Below are 21,370 nucleotides of genomic sequence, written 5' to 3' on the forward strand. Positions count from 1 at the left end.
ATGCAACATTTAGTTTCAATGGAAAAGTTATCAACTGAAGACATTAAACACCTTATAGAAGTCGCTTCACAATATAAACATGGAGAAGTCAGACCAAGTTTAAAAGGGAAATATATTGCTAATTTGTTTTTCGAGAATTCAACACGTACAAAATGCAGTTTTGAAATGGCAGAACATCGTCTAGAGATGAAACAAATCAATTTTGAAATAGCGACGTCATCTGTGCAAAAAGGAGAATCCCTATATGATACATGTCGAACGTTACAAAGTATAGGGTGTGACGCGCTCGTTATCCGTCATCATGAGAACAACTATTATGACGAATTGTTACATATGGGTATACCGATTATTAACGCTGGTGATGGTAGTGGACAACATCCGACGCAAAGCTTACTGGATTTAATGACGATTTACGAAGCGTTTGGACGTTTTGAAGCGCTTAATATCGTCATTTGTGGTGACATTAAAAACTCACGGGTTGCACGTAGTAATTATCAAAGTTTAACAGCTTTAGGGGCAAACGTTGTGTTTTCAAGTCCTGACATTTGGCAAGATGAGACGATGGGAGGAACGTATGTAGATTTAGATGATGTGATTGATAAGGTCGATATTGTCATGTTGCTCCGTGTACAACATGAACGTCATGATGAAGGCGACATCACGTTTGATGCAAAAGCATATCACGCGCAATACGGCTTGAATGAAGCACGATACAACAGGTTAAAAGAGGATGCTATTATAATGCATCCCGCGCCAGTTAATCGCAATGTAGAGATTGCTGATGCGTTAGTAGAAGCGCCAAAGTCTAGAATTTTTAAGCAAATGCAAAACGGTGTGTATTTAAGAATGGCCGTATTAACGGAAACGATTCGATAAGGGAGAGATTGAAATGATCTTAATTCAAAATGCAAAGATGTTAGAAGCAGGGACATTAAAACGTGTTGATGTATTAGTTGAAGCAGGAAAAATTAAAGCCATCGCAGATAAAATTGAACCTCAAGCTGAAATGGACCAGATTGACGCTCAGGGGCATTTCTTATCAGCTGGTTTTATTGATGTGCATGTGCATTTAAGAGAGCCAGGTGGTGAGCATAAAGAAACAATTGAGACAGGCACACTTGCTGCAGCGCGTGGTGGATTTACGACAATTTGTCCTATGCCAAACACAAAACCTGTTCCAGATTCAGTAGAACATATGCAAAGGTTACATCACTTAATTGATGAAAATGCCCACGTACGTGTATTACCTTATGCGGCCATTACAGAGCGTCAGGCAGGTAAAACGCATGTTGATTTTAAGGCGTTAGCCAATGAAGGGACATTTGCATTTACAGATGATGGTGTCGGTGTTCAAGAAGCGGCTAAAATGTATGAAGCGATGCAACAAGCACAAGCTGTGAATAAAGCCATTGTCGCACATTGTGAAGATAATAGTTTGATTTATGGTGGCGCGATGCATGAGGGTGAACGTAGTAAAGCATTGGGTATTCCTGGAATTCCTAGCATTTGTGAGGCAGTACAAATTGCACGTGATGTACTCTTAAGTGAAGCAACAGGTTGCCATTATCACGTCTGTCACGTATCAACTAAAGAAAGTGTACGCGTGATACGCGATGCCAAAAAAGCAGGTATACCAGTGACAGCTGAAGTTACACCACATCATTTATTATTATCAGAAGACGATGTGCCTGGAGATAACGCCATTTATAAAATGAATCCGCCTCTAAGAAGTACCGAAGATCGCCAAGCACTGATTGATGGTTTATTAGATGGCACAATTGACATCATTGCGACTGATCATGCACCGCATGCTGCTGATGAAAAAGATCAACCGATGACGCGTGCACCTTTTGGAATTGTAGGAAGTGAAACGGCTTTCCCACTTCTATATACACACTTTGTTAAAACAGGGAAATGGTCATTACAACAATTAGTAGACTATATCACAATTAAACCTGCTAAATTATTTGACTTACCGTTTGGCAAACTTGAAGAAGGCGCGCCTGCAGACTTAACACTCATTGATTTAGATGTAGCATATGACATTAAAGCGGAAGACTTTTTATCTAAATCTTCTAACACACCATTTTTAGGAGAGCGTGTGTATGGTAAAACTTTATTCACGATGGTTGATGGAGAGATTCGTTATAAGGGGGAAAAATAATGTTTGAGAAACGTTATCTGGTACTTGAAGATGGAACGGTATATACAGGTTTTAAATTAGGTTCTGATGCATTAACAAGAGGGGAAATTGTTTTCAATACAGCGATGACAGGCTATCAAGAAACGATTTCTGATCCTTCTTATACAGGTCAAATCATAACATTTACGTATCCATTAATTGGAAATTACGGCATTAATCGTGAGGATTTTGAATCGTTAGTACCGACACTTAATGGTGTTGTAGTTAAAGAAGCATGTTCAACACCTAGTAATTTCCGTGCTCAAAAATCTTTAGATGAAGTATTAAAAACATTCAATATTCCAGGAATCAGCGGTGTAGATACACGCAGTATTACGAAAAAAATTCGTCAACATGGCGTACTTAAAGCTGCATTTGTTAATCATAAAAATGACATAGATACGACGATACAAACATTAAAAACAATTGAATTTCCACGTACTGAAGTGCCAACAGTTTCAACGAAAACACCATATGTCTCTACGGGATTCAACTTACATGTTGTCCTTGTAGACTTTGGTAAAAAACAAAATATTGTGCGTGAACTCAATGCTCGCGGATGTGAAGTCACGGTTGTCCCTTATGATACAAGTGCAGAAGCGATTTTAAACATGTCTCCTGATGGTGTCATGCTATCAAATGGGCCTGGAGATCCTGAAGATGTACATGTTGCGATTGAGATGATTCAAGGCATACTAGGGAAAATTCCATTTTTTGGCATTTGCTTAGGACATCAACTGTTTGCACTCTCTCAAGGTGCAACATCTTTCAAAATGAAATTTGGACATCGTGGTGCCAATCATCCTGTTAAAGATTTACGCACTGGAAAAATCGCGTTGACGAGTCAAAACCATGGATATGCGATTGATGCTGCATCGATTAAAGCTACCGATTTAGAAGTGACCCATATTGCGCTAAATGATGGTACTGTGGAAGGATTACGTCATAAGACAGCGCCAGCATTTTCAGTGCAGTACCATCCTGAAGCATGTCCAGGTCCTACAGATTCTAACTATTTATTTGATCAATTTATCACGTTAATGCTAGACCATCAAAAAGAAGGGGTGCGTTCATAATGCCAAAAAGAAATGATATTCAATCCATCTTAGTCATTGGTTCAGGACCAATCATTATTGGGCAAGCAGCAGAATTTGATTATGCCGGAACTCAGGCGTGTCTGGCTCTAAAAGAAGAAGGGTACCGTGTTATTTTAGTCAATTCGAATCCAGCGACGATTATGACTGATAAAGAAATTGCCGATAAAGTTTATATTGAACCACTTACGCATGATTTTATCGCACGCATCATTCGTAAAGAACAACCTGACGCATTATTGCCAACTTTAGGTGGACAAACAGGTTTGAATATGGCGATTGAACTTCACAATAGTGGCGTACTCGCTTCCAATAATGTGAAGTTACTTGGGACAGAACTCGATTCAATAGAACGCGCTGAAGACCGTGAACGTTTTCGTACTTTAATGAATGAATTAGATGTTCCTGTACCTGAAAGTGATATTGTCAATACGTTAGAACAAGCCTTTCAATTTAAGGAACAAGTAGGTTATCCATTAATCGTAAGACCAGCTTTTACGATGGGCGGTACAGGTGGTGGTATTTGCCACAATGATGATGAGCTCAAAGAAGTTGTGTCTAACGGATTAAAATACAGTCCGGCTACACAATGTTTAATTGAAAAATCAATAGCTGGATATAAAGAGATTGAGTATGAAGTGATGCGCGACAAAAATGATAATGCGATTGTCGTATGTAATATGGAAAACATTGATCCTGTTGGTATCCATACAGGGGATTCAGTTGTCGTAGCACCGAGTCAAACATTATCCGATGTTGAATATCAAATGTTGCGTGACGTCTCGTTAAAAGTCATCCGTGCTTTAGGTATTGAAGGGGGATGTAACGTCCAACTTGCGCTAGATCCTCACTCGATGAAATACTACATCATTGAAGTGAACCCACGCGTGTCACGTTCATCGGCATTGGCCTCAAAAGCTACGGGTTATCCTATAGCTAAATTGGCTGCCAAAATTGCGATCGGTCTAACTTTAGATGAAATGAAAAACCCTGTTACTGGCACATCGTATGCTGCATTTGAACCTGCTTTGGACTATGTTGTTTCTAAAATTCCGCGATTTCCATTTGATAAATTTGAGAAAGGTGAACGCGAATTAGGTACGCAAATGAAAGCAACTGGTGAAGTGATGTCGATTGGTCGTACGTATGAAGAATCATTGCTTAAAGCAATTCGCTCTTTGGAGTATGGCGTACACCATTTAGGGTTGCCAAATGGAGAATCCTTTGACTTAGATTACATTAAAGCGCGCATTCAAGCACAAGATGACGAACGTTTATTCTTTATCGGTGAAGCAATTCGACGTGGGACTTCTTTAGAAGAGATTCATGAGATGACAAAAATCGACTACTTCTTCTTAAATAAATTTAAAAACATTATCGACATGGAACACGCATTAAAAGCAAATAAAGGGGATATTGATTACCTGAAATTTGCGAAACGCTTCGGATTTAGCGATCGTGTGATTGCGCATCGTTTTGAAATGACAGAGCAAGAAGTTTATCAATTAAGACAACAACACAACATCTACCCAGTATACAAAATGGTAGATACGTGTGCAGCTGAATTTGAATCTGCAACACCTTACTTTTATGGCACTTATGAAGAGGAAAATGAGTCTATCGTCAGCGATAAAGAAAAAATTATCGTCTTAGGCTCAGGTCCAATTCGGATTGGGCAAGGGGTTGAATTTGATTATGCGACGGTTCATGCCGTATGGGCGATTCAAAATGCAGGTTACGAAGCAATCATTGTCAATAACAACCCTGAAACCGTATCAACTGACTTCTCTATCTCAGATAAATTGTATTTTGAACCACTCACTGAAGAAGATGTGATGAACATCATTAACCTAGAACAGCCTAAAGGGGTCGTTGTTCAATTTGGTGGACAAACTGCGATTAATCTTGCAGATAAACTTGTTAAACATGGTGTTCACATCCTAGGAACGACGCTTGAAGATTTAAACCGTGCGGAAGACCGAAAAGAATTTGAGGCATTATTAAATCAAATTAATGTCCCTCAACCTAAAGGAAAAACAGCAACATCAGCAACAGAAGCACTGGATAATGCACGAGACATCGGTTATCCCGTTGTTGTACGCCCATCCTATGTCTTAGGGGGACGTGCGATGGAAATTGTATATAATGACGCTGAGCTTGAAAATTATATGAATGAAGCGGTTAAAGCAAGTCCAGAACATCCAGTATTAGTCGATCGTTATCTCACTGGTAAAGAAATCGAAGTCGATGCGATTTGTGATGGTGAAACGGTGATTATTCCTGGCATCATGGAACATATCGAACGAGCAGGGGTACATTCAGGAGATTCAATCGCAGTGTATCCACCACAAACATTAAGCCAAGAAGACATCGATACTTTAGAAGCATACACAGTTAAGCTTGCGAAAGGCTTAAATGTTATCGGGTTGATTAATATCCAGTTCGTGTTAGCACATGATGGGGTATACGTGTTAGAAGTTAACCCACGTTCGAGTCGTACGGTACCATTTTTAAGTAAAATAACAGAAATACAGATGGCGCAACTTGCCATGCGTGCAATTATGGGAGAAAAATTAACAGACATGGGCTTTAAGCAAGGGATTCAACCATATAAAGAAGGCGTATTTGTGAAAGCACCGGTGTTTAGTTTTAACAAATTAAAAAATGTTGATATTACACTTGGACCTGAAATGAAATCAACAGGTGAAGTCATGGGACGTGACCTTACATTAGAAAAGGCACTATTCAAAGGATTAACAGCAGCTGGGATGGAAGTCAAAGATTATGGAACGGTTTTAATAACTGTGAGTGATAAAGATAAACAAGAGATGGTCAAAATCGCAACACGTTTAAATGAAGTAGGTTACAAAATCATTGCGACGAAGGGGACAGCTCAAATACTAGCTGACCATGGTATTCAAGTGGAAACGGTAGGTAAAATAGGCGGTCATGACGATTTACTTCACAAGATTCAAGATGGCGACGTACAACTTGTCATTAATACAATGACGAAAGGTAAAACGATAGAGCGTGATGGATTCCAAATTAGACGCACATCTGTTGAAAATGGGGTGCCATGTTTAACATCTTTAGACACAGCAAATGCATTAACAAACGTGATTGAAAGTATGACATTTTCAATGCGAAACATGTAGGGGGCGTTGTAGTGGATAAATTAACAGTACTTTCTAATGAAGCAATTGCAGATCGCATTTATGAATTAAAAGTGAGTGGTCCAAGTGTTTCTAAATTAAAACAACCTGGTCAATTTGTGCATATTAAAACAGGTCAAGGATCACTACACATGTTGAGAAGACCTATTTCCATTTGTAACATTGACAGCCAAAAAAACACGTTTACGATGTTGTTTAGAGCTGAAGGGGAAGGGACGCAAAAAATTGCGGCATTAAAGGCCGGCGATCCTATCGATATCATTGCGCCGTTAGGAAATGGTTTTCCAGTTGAAAAAGCAAAAAAGAAAGCTTTACTAGTAGGGGGCGGTATCGGGGTGCCCCCGTTATATGAGCTTTCAAAACAACTCAATCTGAAGGGAATTGAAACGGTTCATGTATTAGGATTTCGCTCAAAAAAAGATGTGTTTTACCAATCACAATTTGAAGCACTCGGTGAAACGCATATCGTTACTGAAGATGGTAGCTTAGGTAAAAAGGGTTTTGTTACCAATGTGATTGATACGTTACCAGTTGATTATGATATTTACTACACGTGTGGCCCTAAACCGATGTTAAAGGCTTTAACGGAGTTGTACACTCTTAAAGATGTTCCAGGATATATTTCTCTAGAAGAACGCATGGGATGTGGCATCGGTGCATGTTTTGCTTGTGTATGCCACGTGCCCGATAGCGCCACTGACTATGTAAAAGTGTGTACGGACGGGCCAGTTTTTGAAAAAGGAGCGGTAGTTTTATGAGCCGATTAACAGTTGAGATACCTGGAGTAACTTTAAAAAATCCTGTCATGCCAGCAAGTGGATGTTTCGCATTTGGCGCAGAGTACAGTCAGTTTTATTCTCTATCAGATCTCGGTGCCATTATGATTAAAGCGGCTACGAAAGAAGCACGCTTTGGCAATGAAACGCCACGTGTTGCTGAAACAGATAGTGGAATGATTAATGCAATAGGGCTACAAAATCCAGGTGTACACCATATTTTAGAGCATGAATTAAAAGCATTAGAAGCGTATGATGTACCAATTATCGCAAATGTCGCGGGTTCTACTGAAGAAGATTATGTATATGTAGCAAGTCATATTTCTAAAGCACCGAATGTCAAAGCACTTGAATTAAATATTTCGTGTCCAAATGTTAAAGAAGGCGGTATGCAGTTTGGCGTTGATCCTGAAGTAGCTGCTTCATTAACTCGAAAAGTAAAAGCGGTGTCAGAAGTGCCCGTGTATGTTAAATTATCTCCTAATGTGACGAATATTGTAGATATGGCAAAAGCGATTGGTCAATATGCAGACGGCTTAACAATGATTAACACGCTCGTAGGCTTACGCATTGATCATAAAACAGGGCGTCCGATTATTAGTAATGTTATTGGTGGCTTGAGTGGTCCAGCAATTAAGCCTGTTGCCTTACGTATGGTGTATGAGGTTCGTAAAGCTATGCCAACGATTCCTATTATAGCGATGGGTGGCATTCAAAATGCGCAAGACGTGATTGACTATATTTCAGTCGGTGCGGATGCCATTGCTGTAGGAACAGCTAACTTCCAAAATCCATGTGTTTGTAAAGAAATTATAGATGCCTTACCAAATTTATTAGATGACCTTGGTGTGCATCATATTCATGAACTGAAAGGACGTACGCAGAAAGGGTTGTAAAATAATGAAGAATACTCCAATTATTGCACTTGATTTTGCATCACATACAGAAGTCATTCAATTTTTAAAACAATTTAATGAGCCACTGTTTGTCAAAGTTGGAATGGAATTGTTTTATCAAACAGGACCTTCATTGATTAAAGATATTAAGCAATTAGGACATGATATTTTTTTAGATTTAAAACTCCATGATATTCCAAATACAGTTGGCAAAGCGATGGCAGGGCTTGCGAAATTAGAGGTAGACCTTGTCAATGTGCATGCTGCTGGAGGCACTGAAATGATGACACGTGCAGTAGAAGGATTAAAAACGCATAATCCTAACATTAAAATCATTGCAGTCACACAACTAACTTCTACAACTGAAGAGATGTTGCATCATGAACAAAATATTCATACAACGATGGAAGAAGCAGTGCTTAACTATGCTAAACTGGCGCAACGTTCAGGTTTAGATGGCGTCGTGTGCTCTCCACTTGAAACGGCGTTGATTAAAGCGCACTGTGGTGACAATTTCTTAAAAGTCACACCTGGTATACGTCCGAAACATAGTGATATGAACGATCAAAAACGTGTGACGACACCTGAAGAAGCTAAACACCTTGGTGCTACACATATCGTTGTCGGACGTCCAATCACAAAAAGCACAGATCCTGTCAAAGCATATCATCAAATTAAAGAAAGTTGGTTAAACTAATGGCGAAACACATTGCACAAGCATTACTTGATATAGAAGCAGTTTCCTTATCACCTAATGACATGTTTACATGGAGTTCTGGAATTCAATCACCAATTTATTGTGATAACCGTGTCACGTTAGGTTATCCAAATGTACGTGAAGCGATTCGAGATGGCTTAATCGAGTTAATTCAAAACCATTTTGAAAAAGTAGATATCATTTCTGGTACAGCTACAGCTGGTATCCCACATGCAGCATTTATTTCAGATAAAATGAATTTACCAATGAGCTACGTACGATCAAAGAGTAAAAGTCATGGAAAACAAAATCAAATTGAAGGCGCATTAAGTGAAGGTAAAAAAGTAGTTGTGATAGAAGATTTGATTTCGACAGGTGGCTCATCCATTACTGCAGTAGAAGCATTACGTGAAGCGGGGGCCGACGTTTTAGGCGTCGTTGCTATATTTACCTATGGCTTACGTAAAGCGGATGAACAATTTAAACAAGCACAAGTTCCTTTCTACACTTTAAGTCATTTTGATGAACTTGTAGACGTAGCAGTTGAGCGTGGCAAGATTTCTAAACAAGATGTAGAGGGTTTAATTCAGTGGCGTAACACGTTGTAATGAGGAAATAACTAGATTATGGATGCTTCACATCATCTATTAAAAATCGCGGGAGCATTTCTTAAGTAATAAGCAAACCCCTTTCAAATTCATCCTTAAGTAGCATTTGAAGGGGTAATCATCGTATAAACATAAGGGTGACGAAAGGACGTCACCCTTTCTATTGAAAAATATTTTATCCTACCGTATACAGGTGCACATCAATGACATACCTTTGATGTGCATTTTTAGGTTATAGTGCATATAAGTCAATTTTACGCATCGCTTTTACCCATAAACTTTATCTTAAGAACCAACGTGCAAAAGCATAACCTATAAGCATAATAACTAAAAGGACAAGAATAGGTATCACTAAATTTATACTTATCATCTTGATTTTCCTCCATTCATGATTTAATTCCATTGTAACGGGTTATATACATAAGTGAAAGTTAAAAAGAATCTGGATATGGGCGCACGGTGCCTCGTTTCACATTGTGCGTCTACTCATATTATAATTTGGTGGCATGTGACATAAGTCTCAACCACATCAAGGAGGACTTACGTAATGAAAATACCTAAAATTACGACGTTTTTAATGTTTAATGGTGATGCTGAAGAAGCAGTACATTTGTATACGTCTTTGTTTGACGATAGTGAAATTATCACGATGGTGAAATATGATGAAACCACACCTGATTACGCTGGTAAAGTGCAACACACGATTTTTAAACTTAATGGTCAAGTCTTTATGGCTATAGATAATATGAATGGAACAGATATTGAAATGAATCCGGCGATGTCATTGTTTGTTACTGTTAAAGATCAATATCAAATGGATGTACTTTACAATGGTTTGAAAGATGGCGGTGCAATATTGATGCCAAAAACGGAAATGCAACCTCAATACCGTGAATTTGCCTGGATTCAAGATAAATTTGGCGTCAATTTCCAACTCGCATTACCTGAATCAAAGAAATAAAATTTAAAATTCTAACACGTCTCTAAAGAACCACCTAGCTGTGGTGGTCACATTATAGAATAATTAAATCAATTAATTTCATCATATAATAGGTTTGGGACATAGATCATTAAACCTATGATTGTCCCTAACGCCTCGCTTTTCTAGGCGCCTTACCTCAAAATGGATTTTCGGTTGCGGCTCAATGCCTCAGAAGTCTCGGCTAAAGGATCAATCACAATGCATCATAGTGTCCATCACTAAGACAAAATCGATTTATATAAATAATAGCTAACAAAGTTCATGTATAAATGAATTTTGTTAGCTTATTTTTAATTAACAGGTCTGATATGCGCAGCCCTTTTAATCATGTATTAATTTTTATGATTCTCGTGTTTTTTCAAAGCTGTAATTTTATCAAAGTCGGGCGTTGCAAATAATGTTTTTTGATTATCATACGTGACAAACCCAGGTTTAGCACCACTTGGCTTATGGACGTGACGAATTTCAGTATAATCCACTGGAATTTGCCCAGATTGCCCAGCTTTAGAGAAATAAGCTGCAATCATTGCTGCTTCTTCGATGGTTTGATTTGAGGGCTCATCTGCCAGTATAACGACATGACTACCTGGAATGTCTTTTGTATGAAACCAAAGATGAGACTTTTTCGCTAATTTATTTGTTAGATAGTCATTTTGTTTATTATTTTTCCCAACCTGTATCGTGTCACCATCAGATGAAATATATGTTTGTAAGGTTATTTGTTTGCTTTTTTTAGTTTTCTTTTGTTTGCGTTGCTTTACAAACCCTTGTTCAGCTAATTCTTCACGAATATCATCAATTTCATCCACAGTAATATGCGCAAGTTGTTGTTCAATGTTTTCAAAATAAGCAATGTTTGATTTTGTAAGATCAATTTGGTGTTTTAATTCGCGCTCACGTGTTTTAAGGCGATTGTATTGTTTGTAATAAAACTGTGCATTTTCAGCTGGAGATTTCATTGGATTTAGTGAAATGGTAACTTCTTCACCGGTATAATAATTAATCGTCGTTAGAGACGTATCGCCCGGTTTTAATTGATAAATATTCGCTGTAATCAATTCACCATAAAGTTGTTGTTCATCTTTATTTAATGTTCCTTCTAATTCGTCAACGAGCTTACTGAGTTTATTTGAATTTTTCTGTAACAGTTGGTGAACGAGTTTGACTAAGTCATTCGCACGTTGTTTGACACGTTCGCGTTCACCTCGAGCATCATAAAATCGATCTAACAATTCGTGTAAAGAATCAAAGACGACTTGGTCATCATAAAACTGCGTTAATGTCATAAAATAAAAGTCTTCTTTACCAGTTTCATGGTTTTTATGAAATACAGGTGTAAGAGTGTGATCGATGTCTTTAAGTACTTCATCAAATGCTACGGGCAATGTTTGAGGTGTCATAAACTGCCTGCGACTTGTAATTTCTTTCGTAATTAACGGAGAAAATCCTTCGAAAGTGTGTAAAAGCTGACGGTCAATTTTCCCAGCATTGAAATCGATAAAACGTAATACTTCTTCACCTTTAAACGTAAACGGATTCTGTTTATTTTGTGATGGTGGTGCTTCATAAGCGAATCCAGGCATTACAGTACGATATTGATTTGTATTGGGTGTTAAATGTTTAAACCCTTCAATAATTTTTCGTTCTTCGTTCACGAGGATGAGGTTACTATGTTTTCCCATTATTTCCAAAATGACTGTGCGATAAATGGTATCGCCTATTTCATCTTTACTCATAATATCGATTTCTATGCGTCTATCATTGCCAATTTGGCGGATGGATTGAATAATGCCACCTTCAAGATGTTTACGGAAAACACGCGCAAACATCGGTGGTTCAAAAGGATTATTATATTTCTTTTCCGTTAAATGTATACGTGCAAAATTAGGGTGAATGGATAACAACAATTGATGGTTTTGACGATGTTGTCGTACGACCATAATAATCGTGTCATTTTCGGGTTGGTTAATTTTATGAATACGTCCAGAGACTAAAAATTGAAGAGATTCAACCATTTTACGTGTAAAAAGTCCATCAAATGCCATAATTATGTGCCACCTTTACTAAAATTCATTGATTCATTATAACATGCACATGCGTGTAATGCAGATTAAACATTTCTGTAGGTAAGCTCTATACAATAGAATTATAATTATGGTAAGATATGTTAATAACTATAGAATAGCGAAGGAAAGGTCGTAAGGAATGGATACTGAAAAAGGCTTACTTATAGTACTCTCAGGCCCTTCTGGTGTAGGAAAGGGCACAGTTCGAAAGCGGATTTTTGATGATCCAACGACATCTTATAAATATTCAATTTCAATGACAACACGTGAGATGCGTGTAGGTGAAGTAGATGGCGTGGATTATTTTTTCAAAACAAGGGATGAGTTTGAAAAATTAATAGAAGACGATGCATTTATCGAATATGCTGAATATGTAGGGAACTACTACGGAACGCCAGTTCAATATGTAAGAGATACGATGAATGCCGGTCATGATGTCTTTTTAGAAATTGAAGTTGAAGGGGCAAAACAAGTGCGCAAAAAGTTTCCGGATGCTTTATTTATCTTCTTAGCACCGCCAAGTCTTGACCATTTAAGAGAACGATTAGTTGGACGTGGAACGGAATCAGAAGAAAAAATTCAAAGTCGCGTCAATGAGGCACGTAAAGAAGTTGAAATGATGAATCTTTATGATTATGTCGTAGTGAATGATGAGGTTGACCTTGCGAAAGACCGAATTCAAGCTATTGTAGAAGCGGAACACTTAAAACGGGAACGTATCGAAGCAAAATATCGAAAAATGTTATTGGAGGCCAAAAAATAATGTTATATCCACCTATTCATCAATTACAAGATAAGATTAGCTCTAAATATTTAATTGCAACGACAGCTGCAAAGCGTGCACGTGAAATTCAAGCGGATCCAGAACATTTATTATTAAATGACTATACGAGCAAAAAAACAGTTGGACGTGCTTTAGAAGAAATCGCTGCTAATAAAGTACATCCATATGTTGACCCTAAAAACTTCTAAGCTACTCGATTGCTATGTATCTAGCAACTGAAGTTGAAATATATGATTTCACCTTTACGGATAACCTTCAAAATTCATGGAATATGAACTTTGAAGGTTTTTTAAAATCCAAAAAAGCACGTGATAAAGTAATGATATGCATCATGTATGGCAACATCATGCGTAGATGAGTGTGTAAATGCGCTACAACCATGATTAGAATGTGTTGTGAATGACAAACAAGTGAAATCATTAGTAACCTATATTATAATCAAATCAAGTGTTTTTACGGGAGTGGAAGAAATGAAAAATATATTACTCGCAGTTACAGGTGGTATTGCTGCGTATAAGGCTATTGATTTAACAAGTAAATTAACACAAGCGGGCTATGTTGTTCGTGTCATGATGACTGCACATGCACAAGAATTTGTGACCCCTTTATCGTTTCAAGTGATTAGTCGACAACCTGTCTATACGAATACGTTCATTGAAGAAAATCCAGAAGAGATTCAACATATCGCATTAGGTGATTGGGCAGATTTAATTGTTGTTGCGCCTGCAACGGCGAATACGATTTCTAAACTTGCACATGGTTTGGCAGATGATATTGTCACATCGACGTTACTTGCTACTACCACACCGAAATGGATTGCGCCAGCAATGAATGTCAATATGTATCAAAATCCACGTATCCAACATAATATGAAAATTTTATCAGAAGATGGTTACCATTTTATTGAGCCTGGTGAAGGGTTTTTAGCGTGTGGCTATGTGGCTAAAGGTCGAATGGCAGAACCTATTGATATTGTGGAAATGATTCAACAGACTCCCCATTTTGAACCTATGCCATCTGAACCGATCAATGACACGGTATCTTACTTTACCAATCAACATGTTTTAATTACTGCAGGACCTACTGTGGAAGTTATTGACCCAGTGCGTTTCGTTTCGAATCGTGCCTCTGGAAAGATGGGTTACGCAATCGCTGAAGCACTAGTGGCACGTGGCGCACACGTGACATTAATTTCAGGACCAACATCTATTGAGCCACCTCAAGGTGTTAAATTCATCCCTGTTCAAAGTGCTCAAAATATGTTTGATGCCGTTTTAGCGCATTATAAAACGCAAGATATTATTTTCAAAACGGCAGCTGTTTCTGATTACACGCCATGCCAACCTTTAGAACATAAAATGAAAAAACAAGATGGTAATGTAAACGTTGAATTTAAACGAACTGTGGATATTTTAAAATTTTTAGGTGAAGAAAAAAACCATCAAAAGCTTGTAGGGTTTGCAGCTGAAACAGAAAATGTCGCTCAATATGCACAAGATAAATTGAAACGCAAACATGCCGATGTCATCATCGCTAATAATGTCGGCGACACGTCCATCGGTTTTAATTCAGATGAGAATGAAGTTACAATGTATTTTAAAGACGGCCATGCTGTACCTATTTCAAAAGGGGCTAAAATCGATATTGCACGCCAAATTTTAGATACTTTAGAAGGTGAGTGGCAATGACGATTGCTCAAGTCATTGTAGATGTTGACGCTAAGCGTGTAGATCGCACGTTTGATTATCGGATACCTCATGATTTACTGTCTGTAGTGCAACCTGGGGTAAGAGTCGTCGTTCCATTTGGACCACGTAAAATTCAAGGCTATGTCATGGCGTGCATTCCTGATGATGAAGCGGAGTATGATTTATCTAAAGTAAAAGCTATTCTTGAAGTAAAAGATATTCAGCCTGAACTCACTGAAGAATTAGTGCATCTAAGTCAATGGTTTAGTCGTTATTTTATATGCAAACGTATATCTATTTTAGAAACAATGTTACCAAGTGCTATTAAAGCGAAGTATCAAAAAGTATTTCAAATCAATGAAGGTACAGAACTTCCTGAAAGCATTTCTAAATATTTTGACCGCAATGGTCAATACACCTATCGCCAAGCACAAGCAGATCAAATGATTCAAACATTGCGACCGTATTTGGAGAATGGACATATTTATGAAGAAACAATATTGCAGCAAGCAACTGCCAAAAAAACACAAAAAGCAGTCAAAGTTTGTGATATTGCACGTGCTGAAGCACGATTAGAGACGTTAAATAAACAACCTAAACAATATGAACTATTGGCTTTTTTACTAGATGAAAGTCACAGAGATGTCTATTTACAAGAATTGTTGGAGATTGGCTTTTCGAATTCATCTATTAATACTTTAGTAAAACATGGTGTCATTGAAAAATATGATGCAACGATAGAACGTGATCCATATAAAGGACGCGTGTTTGAAGCTGAATCAAAGCGTGTATTGACTGCTGAACAACAAACCACATTTGACCAACTAAAGCGTGCCACAGAAAGTCAGACGTCTGAAACGTTTTTACTGCATGGTGTTACAGGTTCCGGGAAAACTGAAATATACCTTCAAATCATTGAAAAAGTGTTAACAGACGGTAAAACTGCAATGATGTTGGTGCCAGAGATTGCATTAACACCTCAAATGGTGAACCGCTTTAAACGTCGATTTGGAGATGAAGTGGCAGTCCTTCATTCCGGATTGTCTAAAGGTGAGCGATACGATGAATGGCGAAAAATTAGAGATGGTCGCGCACGTGTTAGTGTTGGCGCGCGCTCTAGTGTATTTGCGCCCTTTAAAAACTTAGGAATGATTATTATAGACGAAGAGCATGAAGCAACGTATAAACAAGAAGATTACCCGCGATACCATGCGCGCGATATTGCAGTTTGGCGTGCCAAATATCATCAATGTCCGCTCGTTCTAGGCAGTGCTACCCCAAGTCTTGAAAGTTATGCGCGTGCTGAAAAAGGCGTATACCAGCTATTGTCCATGCCATCTCGAGTCAATCAACAGCCTTTACCAAATATCGATATATGTGATATGCGCGAGGAACTTGCGAATGGAAATCGCTCAATGTTTTCAGATAAGTTGAAAACAGCGATTCAAATGAGACTCGATAACAATGAGCAAGTAGTACTGTTTTTAAACCGCCGAGGATATGCATCTTTTATGTTGTGTCGTGATTGCGGTCATGTACCACAATGTCCAAATTGTGATATTTCACTAACCTATCATAAATCATCCGATCAACTAAAATGTCATTATTGTGGGTATCAAACACAAGCGCCGTTTCAATGTCCTAGTTGCGAAAGTGAACACATTCGACAAATGGGGACGGGAACCCAAAAAGTTGAAGAATATTTAAATGAAATGTATCCTGAGGCGCGTATTATCCGAATGGATGTAGATACAACAACACAAAAAGGGAGTCATGAAAAATTACTGAAGCAATTTGGTGAAGGTAAAGGTGATATTTTACTAGGAACACAAATGATAGCGAAGGGTTTAGATTTTCCTAATATCACTTTAGTAGGTGTTTTAAATGCAGACACGCTACTTAATTTACCTGATTTTCGAGCTAGTGAACGCACATTTCAATTGTTAACACAAGTGGCAGGGCGTGCAGGTAGACATGAAAAAACTGGCGAAGTCATTATTCAAACGTATAATCCTGAACATTATGCAATTCAAGATGTCAAAATCGGTGATTATCTGAATTTTTATCAAAAGGAAATGAAGTATCGTCAATTGGGTCAATACCCACCGTATTATTATTTAATCAATTTTACGATTACACATCAAAATATGAAAAAAGTGTTAGAAGCTGCCACACATATTCATCAAATATTAATTCAACATTTATCTGATAAATCCCTCATCCTAGGGCCTTCAGCAGCAGCAATTCCGAGAATAAATAATGAACATCGTTTCCAAGTGTTAGTGAAATATAAAAGTGAACCGTCACTCATACATGCGTTAACCTATTTAGATGATTTTTATCATGAACAATTTGTAAAAGAGAAATTGTCTTTAAAAATCGATATCAATCCTTTTATAATGATGTAAATAAGTGTGAAACTTTTAAAAGTGAAACATTGAAATCTATCCGATTTCTGTTTCACTTTTTTTATGATAGTTTCGCATTTATTAAAAGTGATTCAACATTGTAATACAATCGTTATGTGCATATCGCATGTACGTCATCGCAATTTTATAAAATTTAAGCTATAATATAATGATGAATTTTAATAGGAGATTTGGACATGGCAATTAAAAAAATATTAACGGACACACATCCCTTAATTCGAAAAAAGGCAGCGCCTGTGACGATATTTGATCAAAGTTTGACTCAAATTATTCAAGATATTGAAGATACGATGTATGCAGCAGGTGGCCAAGCGTTGAGCGCACCACAAATAGGTATACCACTTCAAATTGCGATGGTAGATATGGAACAAGACGGACTACTACAATTAATTAACCCTGAAATAGTGCGCGCATCGGATACGACAACTACTGAACTAGAAGGATGTTTAAGTGTGCCAAATCGTTTTGGAGAAGTGACGCGAAGTCAAATGATTACAGTAAAAAGTAAAGATATTTATGGAAGAGAAGTTGAGTTAACGGCGTATGATGATATTGCACGCATGATTTTACATGAAATAGATAATCTTAATGGCGTATTATTTACTGATATTATGGATAGAGAAATTACCGAAAAAGAATTGGAGGCCTACTACGACAATGAGTAAAATTATTTTTATGGGTACACCTGATTTTTCAACATCAATTTTAGAAATGTTAATTGAAACGCATGACGTTATAGCAGTGGTGACACAACCTGATCGCCCAGTGGGTCGAAAACGTATTTTAACACCACCTCCAGTTAAGAAAGTTGCGGCGGCACATGATTTGCTTGTATTACAACCTGAAAAACTTGCACACTCTGAAGAACTTGAGACGTTATTAAATATGGAATGTGACTTAATTGTGACAGCTGCGTTTGGTCAATTATTACCTAAAGAATTATTAACACACCCTAAATATGGTGCTGTAAATGTGCATGCTTCATTATTACCTAAGTACCGTGGTGGGGCGCCTATTCATCAAGCAATCATAGATGGTGAAAAAGAAACAGGTGTCACAATTATGTATATGGTACAACAACTTGATGCCGGGAATATTATTTCACAGCGTGCAATACCTATCGAAGATGAAGATAATGTGGGCACAATGCATGATAAATTAAGCGCATTAGGTACAACACTTTTACAAGAAACATTACCGAGCATTTTAAATGGTACCAACTCAAGCGTACCTCAAGAAGCATCAAAAGTTTCATTTGCATCAAACATCCAACGTGAAGATGAATGGATTGATTGGCAACAAGAGGCACGTCAAATTTTCAATCATATCCGAGGATTATCCCCATGGCCTGTAGCGTCAACATCTTTAGAGGGGAAAACAATGAAACTGTATACAGCAGAACTCGTGCCAAATGTTTCAGGACAACCGGGTAAAATTTTGCAGACAACAAAAAAAGCGATTGTTGTAGGTACCGGGTCTGATGATAGTATTGCGTTAACAGAGATCCAATTAGCTGGTAAAAAACGCATGCCTACTGCTAATTTTTTAAGTGGTTACCAAGATGAATTGGTCGGAAAGGAACTAGGATAAATGACTTCAGTACGTGCATTAAGTCTTGATACAATTGAAGCGGTTTTTAAAGAAGGCGCATATAGTAATTTAAAAATCAATGAAGTCTTAAACCAAGTGCAGTTAAATCCGAGTGATCGCGGTCTTTATACAGCACTCGTTTACGGAACCATTCAACGTAAATTAACATTGGATTACTTTTTAAAGCCATTTTTGAAAACGAAGATTAAGGGATGGGTAAGACGATTGCTATGGATGAGTATCTATCAATTTGTCTATATGGATAAAATACCTACGCATGCCATCATTAACGAGGCGGTTTCGATAGCTAAAAAGCGTGGAGGCCAACAAACAGGTAACACGGTTAATGCGATTTTAAGACGTTTGACAACTGAATCACTGCCCCAATTAAGCACCATTAAGAATGACATAGAGCGCTTATCAATTATGTATAGTATACCGGTTTGGATCATTAAACATTGGAAAACACATTATGGCATAGATACTACAGAAGCCATTGCGCAAGAAATGTTAAAACCAGTTGCGCAAACTGTGCGAGTTAACCAAACATTGATTACCGTTAACGATGCTATGAAAGCACTTGAAAGAGAAGGATTTCATATCGAACAAGATACGGAGTTAAATGAGTGTTTACATGTTTCCAATGGGTCAGTCATACATGCGCAGCTTTTTAAAGATGGTAAAATGAGTATTCAAGATAAAAGTTCAATGTTTGTAAGTGCGATTTTAGCGCCACAACATGGCGATCTTATTTTAGATTGTTGTAGTGCACCAGGTGGTAAAGCATGTCATACTGCAGAAATGTTGAATGGAACTGGACATGTAGAAGCGACAGATATACATCCGCATAAAATTGAGTTAATTCAACATAATATCAATAAACTGAAGTTAAATAACATCTCGACGTATGTTCACGATGCAACAGAACCTTATACAAAACAATATGACAAAATCATTGTAGACGCACCTTGTAGTGGTCTAGGCGTGTTGCGCCACAAGCCTGAGATTAAATATATGATTACAGAACAAGATGTGACATCACTAGTTGATTTACAACTTCAAATATTAGAAAATGTATCGCAACACCTCAAAGTAGGTGGCACATTGGTTTATTCCACATGTACCATAGAACAGATGGAAAATGAGAATGTAATTTATTCTTTTTTAAAGGCACATCCAGAATTTGAATTTGAAGTTTTTGAAAATCCAAAAACGAATGAACGTATTAAAACACTACAATTATTACCGCAAGATTTTAATACAGATGGCTTTTTTATTACTAAAATTAAAAGAAAGGAACATGCGTAATGATCACTGCTGATAAGAAAAAGAAAAACAAGTTTTTACCTGATTTCGAAAAACAATCGATCTATTCTTTACGGTTTGATGAAATGAAACAGTGGCTTCAAGAACACGGTCAACAAAGTTTTCGCGCTAAACAAATCTTTGAATGGCTGTATGGTAAACGTGTAAATACTTTTGAAGAAATGACGAATTTATCTAAAGATTTACGCCAACTACTTGCTGACCACTTTAGTATCACTACGTTAGAAACAGTCGTAAAACAAGAAAGTCGAGATGGCACGATTAAATTTTTGTTCCAATTACAAGATGGTTACACTATTGAAACAGTATTGATGCGCCATGATTACGGAAATTCTGTGTGTGTGACTACACAAGTAGGATGTCGAATCGGTTGTACATTTTGTGCATCTACGTTAGGCGGGCTTAAACGTAATTTGGAAGCTGGGGAAATTGTATCTCAAGTTTTAACAGTGCAAAAAGCACTAGATGAAACAAATGAACGTGTTTCATCAATTGTTATTATGGGAATTGGTGAGCCGTTTGAGAATTACGATGAAATGATGGACTTTCTTAAGATTGTCAATCACGATGAAGGCTTAAATATTGGTGCGCGCCATATTACAGTTTCTACTTCAGGGATTATTCCTAGAATCTATGATTTTGCAGATGAATCATTACAAATTAATTTTGCGGTAAGTTTGCATGCGGCGAATAATGAAATACGTTCTAAACTGATGCCAATTAACCGAGCGTATGATGTCAACAAATTAATGGAAGCGATACAATATTATCAAGAAAAGACGAACCGTCGAATTACGTTCGAATATGGCTTATTCGGTGGAGTTAACGATCAAATTGAACATGCACGCGAACTTGCAGCATTGATTAAACCATTAAATTGCCATGTGAACTTAATTCCAGTAAACCATGTGCCAGAACGAAATTATGTAAAAACACCTAAAGATGATATTTTTAAATTTGAAAAAGAATTAAAACGATTAGGAATCAATGCTACAATAAGACGTGAACAAGGTTCAGATATCGATGCAGCATGTGGTCAATTACGTGCAAAAGAACGTGAAGCAGAAACGAGGTAGAAT

The 21,370-nt window shown here is 37.5% G+C and carries 18 protein-coding genes; 17 read left to right on the top strand and 1 reads right to left on the bottom strand.

Going from position 1 to position 21,370, the window contains the following annotated elements:
* From G8Y85_RS01835 to G8Y85_RS01875, 9 genes are all read left to right on the top strand, one after another.
* Entirely contained in the window at positions 1–876 is an 876-nt protein-coding gene (locus G8Y85_RS01835; protein ID WP_060550863.1) for an aspartate carbamoyltransferase catalytic subunit, read from the top strand.
* A 13-nt stretch (positions 877–889) separates the two neighbouring features.
* Positions 890–2,164 (top strand): dihydroorotase, encoded by a 1,275-nt coding sequence (locus G8Y85_RS01840; RefSeq protein WP_060550864.1) that lies wholly within the window; start codon positions 890–892, stop codon positions 2,162–2,164.
* Positions 2,164–3,258, top strand: coding sequence for a carbamoyl phosphate synthase small subunit (locus tag G8Y85_RS01845; protein WP_107401105.1), 1,095 nt, complete (start codon positions 2,164–2,166; stop codon positions 3,256–3,258). The genes G8Y85_RS01840 and G8Y85_RS01845 overlap by 1 nt, the downstream gene beginning before the upstream one ends.
* Complete coding sequence (carB, locus tag G8Y85_RS01850; protein WP_143564665.1) at positions 3,258–6,431, top strand: carbamoyl-phosphate synthase large subunit; 3,174 nt, start codon at positions 3,258–3,260, stop codon at positions 6,429–6,431. The genes G8Y85_RS01845 and carB overlap by 1 nt, the downstream gene beginning before the upstream one ends.
* 11 nt (positions 6,432–6,442) lie before the next feature.
* Positions 6,443–7,207: a dihydroorotate dehydrogenase electron transfer subunit gene (locus G8Y85_RS01855; protein WP_060550867.1), complete on the top strand. Its 765-nt coding sequence runs from the start codon at positions 6,443–6,445 to the stop codon at positions 7,205–7,207.
* Positions 7,204–8,121 carry a dihydroorotate dehydrogenase gene (locus G8Y85_RS01860; RefSeq protein WP_165805356.1) on the top strand — a complete coding sequence of 306 codons (918 nt, stop codon included), beginning with the start codon at positions 7,204–7,206 and terminating at the stop codon, positions 8,119–8,121. Before G8Y85_RS01855 ends, G8Y85_RS01860 begins: the two co-directional genes overlap by 4 nt.
* A gap of 4 nt (positions 8,122–8,125) precedes the next feature.
* Positions 8,126–8,818 carry an orotidine-5'-phosphate decarboxylase gene (gene pyrF / locus G8Y85_RS01865; protein WP_107401107.1) on the top strand — a complete coding sequence of 231 codons (693 nt, stop codon included), beginning with the start codon at positions 8,126–8,128 and terminating at the stop codon, positions 8,816–8,818.
* Positions 8,818–9,426 carry an orotate phosphoribosyltransferase gene (gene pyrE / locus G8Y85_RS01870; RefSeq protein WP_103346135.1) on the top strand — a complete coding sequence of 203 codons (609 nt, stop codon included), beginning with the start codon at positions 8,818–8,820 and terminating at the stop codon, positions 9,424–9,426. Before pyrF ends, pyrE begins: the two co-directional genes overlap by 1 nt.
* A 547-nt stretch (positions 9,427–9,973) precedes the next feature.
* Positions 9,974–10,387 carry a VOC family protein gene (locus G8Y85_RS01875; protein ID WP_037564779.1) on the top strand — a complete coding sequence of 138 codons (414 nt, stop codon included), beginning with the start codon at positions 9,974–9,976 and terminating at the stop codon, positions 10,385–10,387.
* Positions 10,388–10,740: 353 nt separating this feature from the next.
* Here G8Y85_RS01875 and G8Y85_RS01880 read toward each other — a convergent pair whose 3' ends face one another.
* Positions 10,741–12,453: an Rqc2 family fibronectin-binding protein gene (locus tag G8Y85_RS01880; protein WP_107370613.1), complete on the bottom strand. Its 1,713-nt coding sequence runs from the start codon at positions 12,451–12,453 to the stop codon at positions 10,741–10,743.
* A gap of 160 nt (positions 12,454–12,613) precedes the next feature.
* Here G8Y85_RS01880 and gmk point away from each other — a divergent pair, with 160 nt between their 5' ends.
* From gmk to rlmN, 8 genes are all read left to right on the top strand, one after another.
* A complete protein-coding gene (gmk, locus tag G8Y85_RS01885; protein ID WP_037564775.1) occupies positions 12,614–13,237 on the top strand; it encodes a guanylate kinase in 624 nt (207 codons plus the stop codon).
* Positions 13,237–13,446 carry a DNA-directed RNA polymerase subunit omega gene (rpoZ, locus tag G8Y85_RS01890; RefSeq protein WP_037564773.1) on the top strand — a complete coding sequence of 70 codons (210 nt, stop codon included), beginning with the start codon at positions 13,237–13,239 and terminating at the stop codon, positions 13,444–13,446. The genes gmk and rpoZ overlap by 1 nt, the downstream gene beginning before the upstream one ends.
* Before the next feature lie 282 nt (positions 13,447–13,728).
* Positions 13,729–14,946 carry a bifunctional phosphopantothenoylcysteine decarboxylase/phosphopantothenate--cysteine ligase CoaBC gene (gene coaBC / locus G8Y85_RS01895; protein WP_165805357.1) on the top strand — a complete coding sequence of 406 codons (1,218 nt, stop codon included), beginning with the start codon at positions 13,729–13,731 and terminating at the stop codon, positions 14,944–14,946.
* On the top strand, positions 14,943–17,354 hold the full coding sequence (priA, locus tag G8Y85_RS01900; protein ID WP_165805358.1) for a primosomal protein N': 2,412 nt from the start codon (positions 14,943–14,945) through the stop codon (positions 17,352–17,354). Before coaBC ends, priA begins: the two co-directional genes overlap by 4 nt.
* Positions 17,355–17,551: 197 nt before the next feature.
* Positions 17,552–18,040, top strand: coding sequence for a peptide deformylase (def, locus tag G8Y85_RS01905; protein WP_165805359.1), 489 nt, complete (start codon positions 17,552–17,554; stop codon positions 18,038–18,040).
* Positions 18,033–18,965, top strand: a complete 933-nt coding sequence (gene fmt / locus G8Y85_RS01910; RefSeq protein ID WP_060550875.1) for a methionyl-tRNA formyltransferase — start codon at positions 18,033–18,035, stop codon at positions 18,963–18,965. Before def ends, fmt begins: the two co-directional genes overlap by 8 nt.
* Positions 18,966–20,273: a 16S rRNA (cytosine(967)-C(5))-methyltransferase RsmB gene (gene rsmB, locus G8Y85_RS01915; RefSeq protein ID WP_107401112.1), complete on the top strand. Its 1,308-nt coding sequence runs from the start codon at positions 18,966–18,968 to the stop codon at positions 20,271–20,273.
* The gene (gene rlmN / locus G8Y85_RS01920; RefSeq protein WP_037564763.1) at positions 20,273–21,367 is read left to right on the top strand and encodes a dual-specificity RNA methyltransferase RlmN; all 1,095 of its coding nucleotides are present in this window, start codon (positions 20,273–20,275) and stop codon (positions 21,365–21,367) included. Before rsmB ends, rlmN begins: the two co-directional genes overlap by 1 nt.
* Positions 21,368–21,370 lie beyond the last annotated feature (3 nt).

It is taken from the genome of Staphylococcus sp. 11007852 (assembly GCF_011394325.1).
Taxonomy (GTDB): Bacteria; Bacillota; Bacilli; order Staphylococcales; family Staphylococcaceae; genus Staphylococcus; species Staphylococcus agnetis.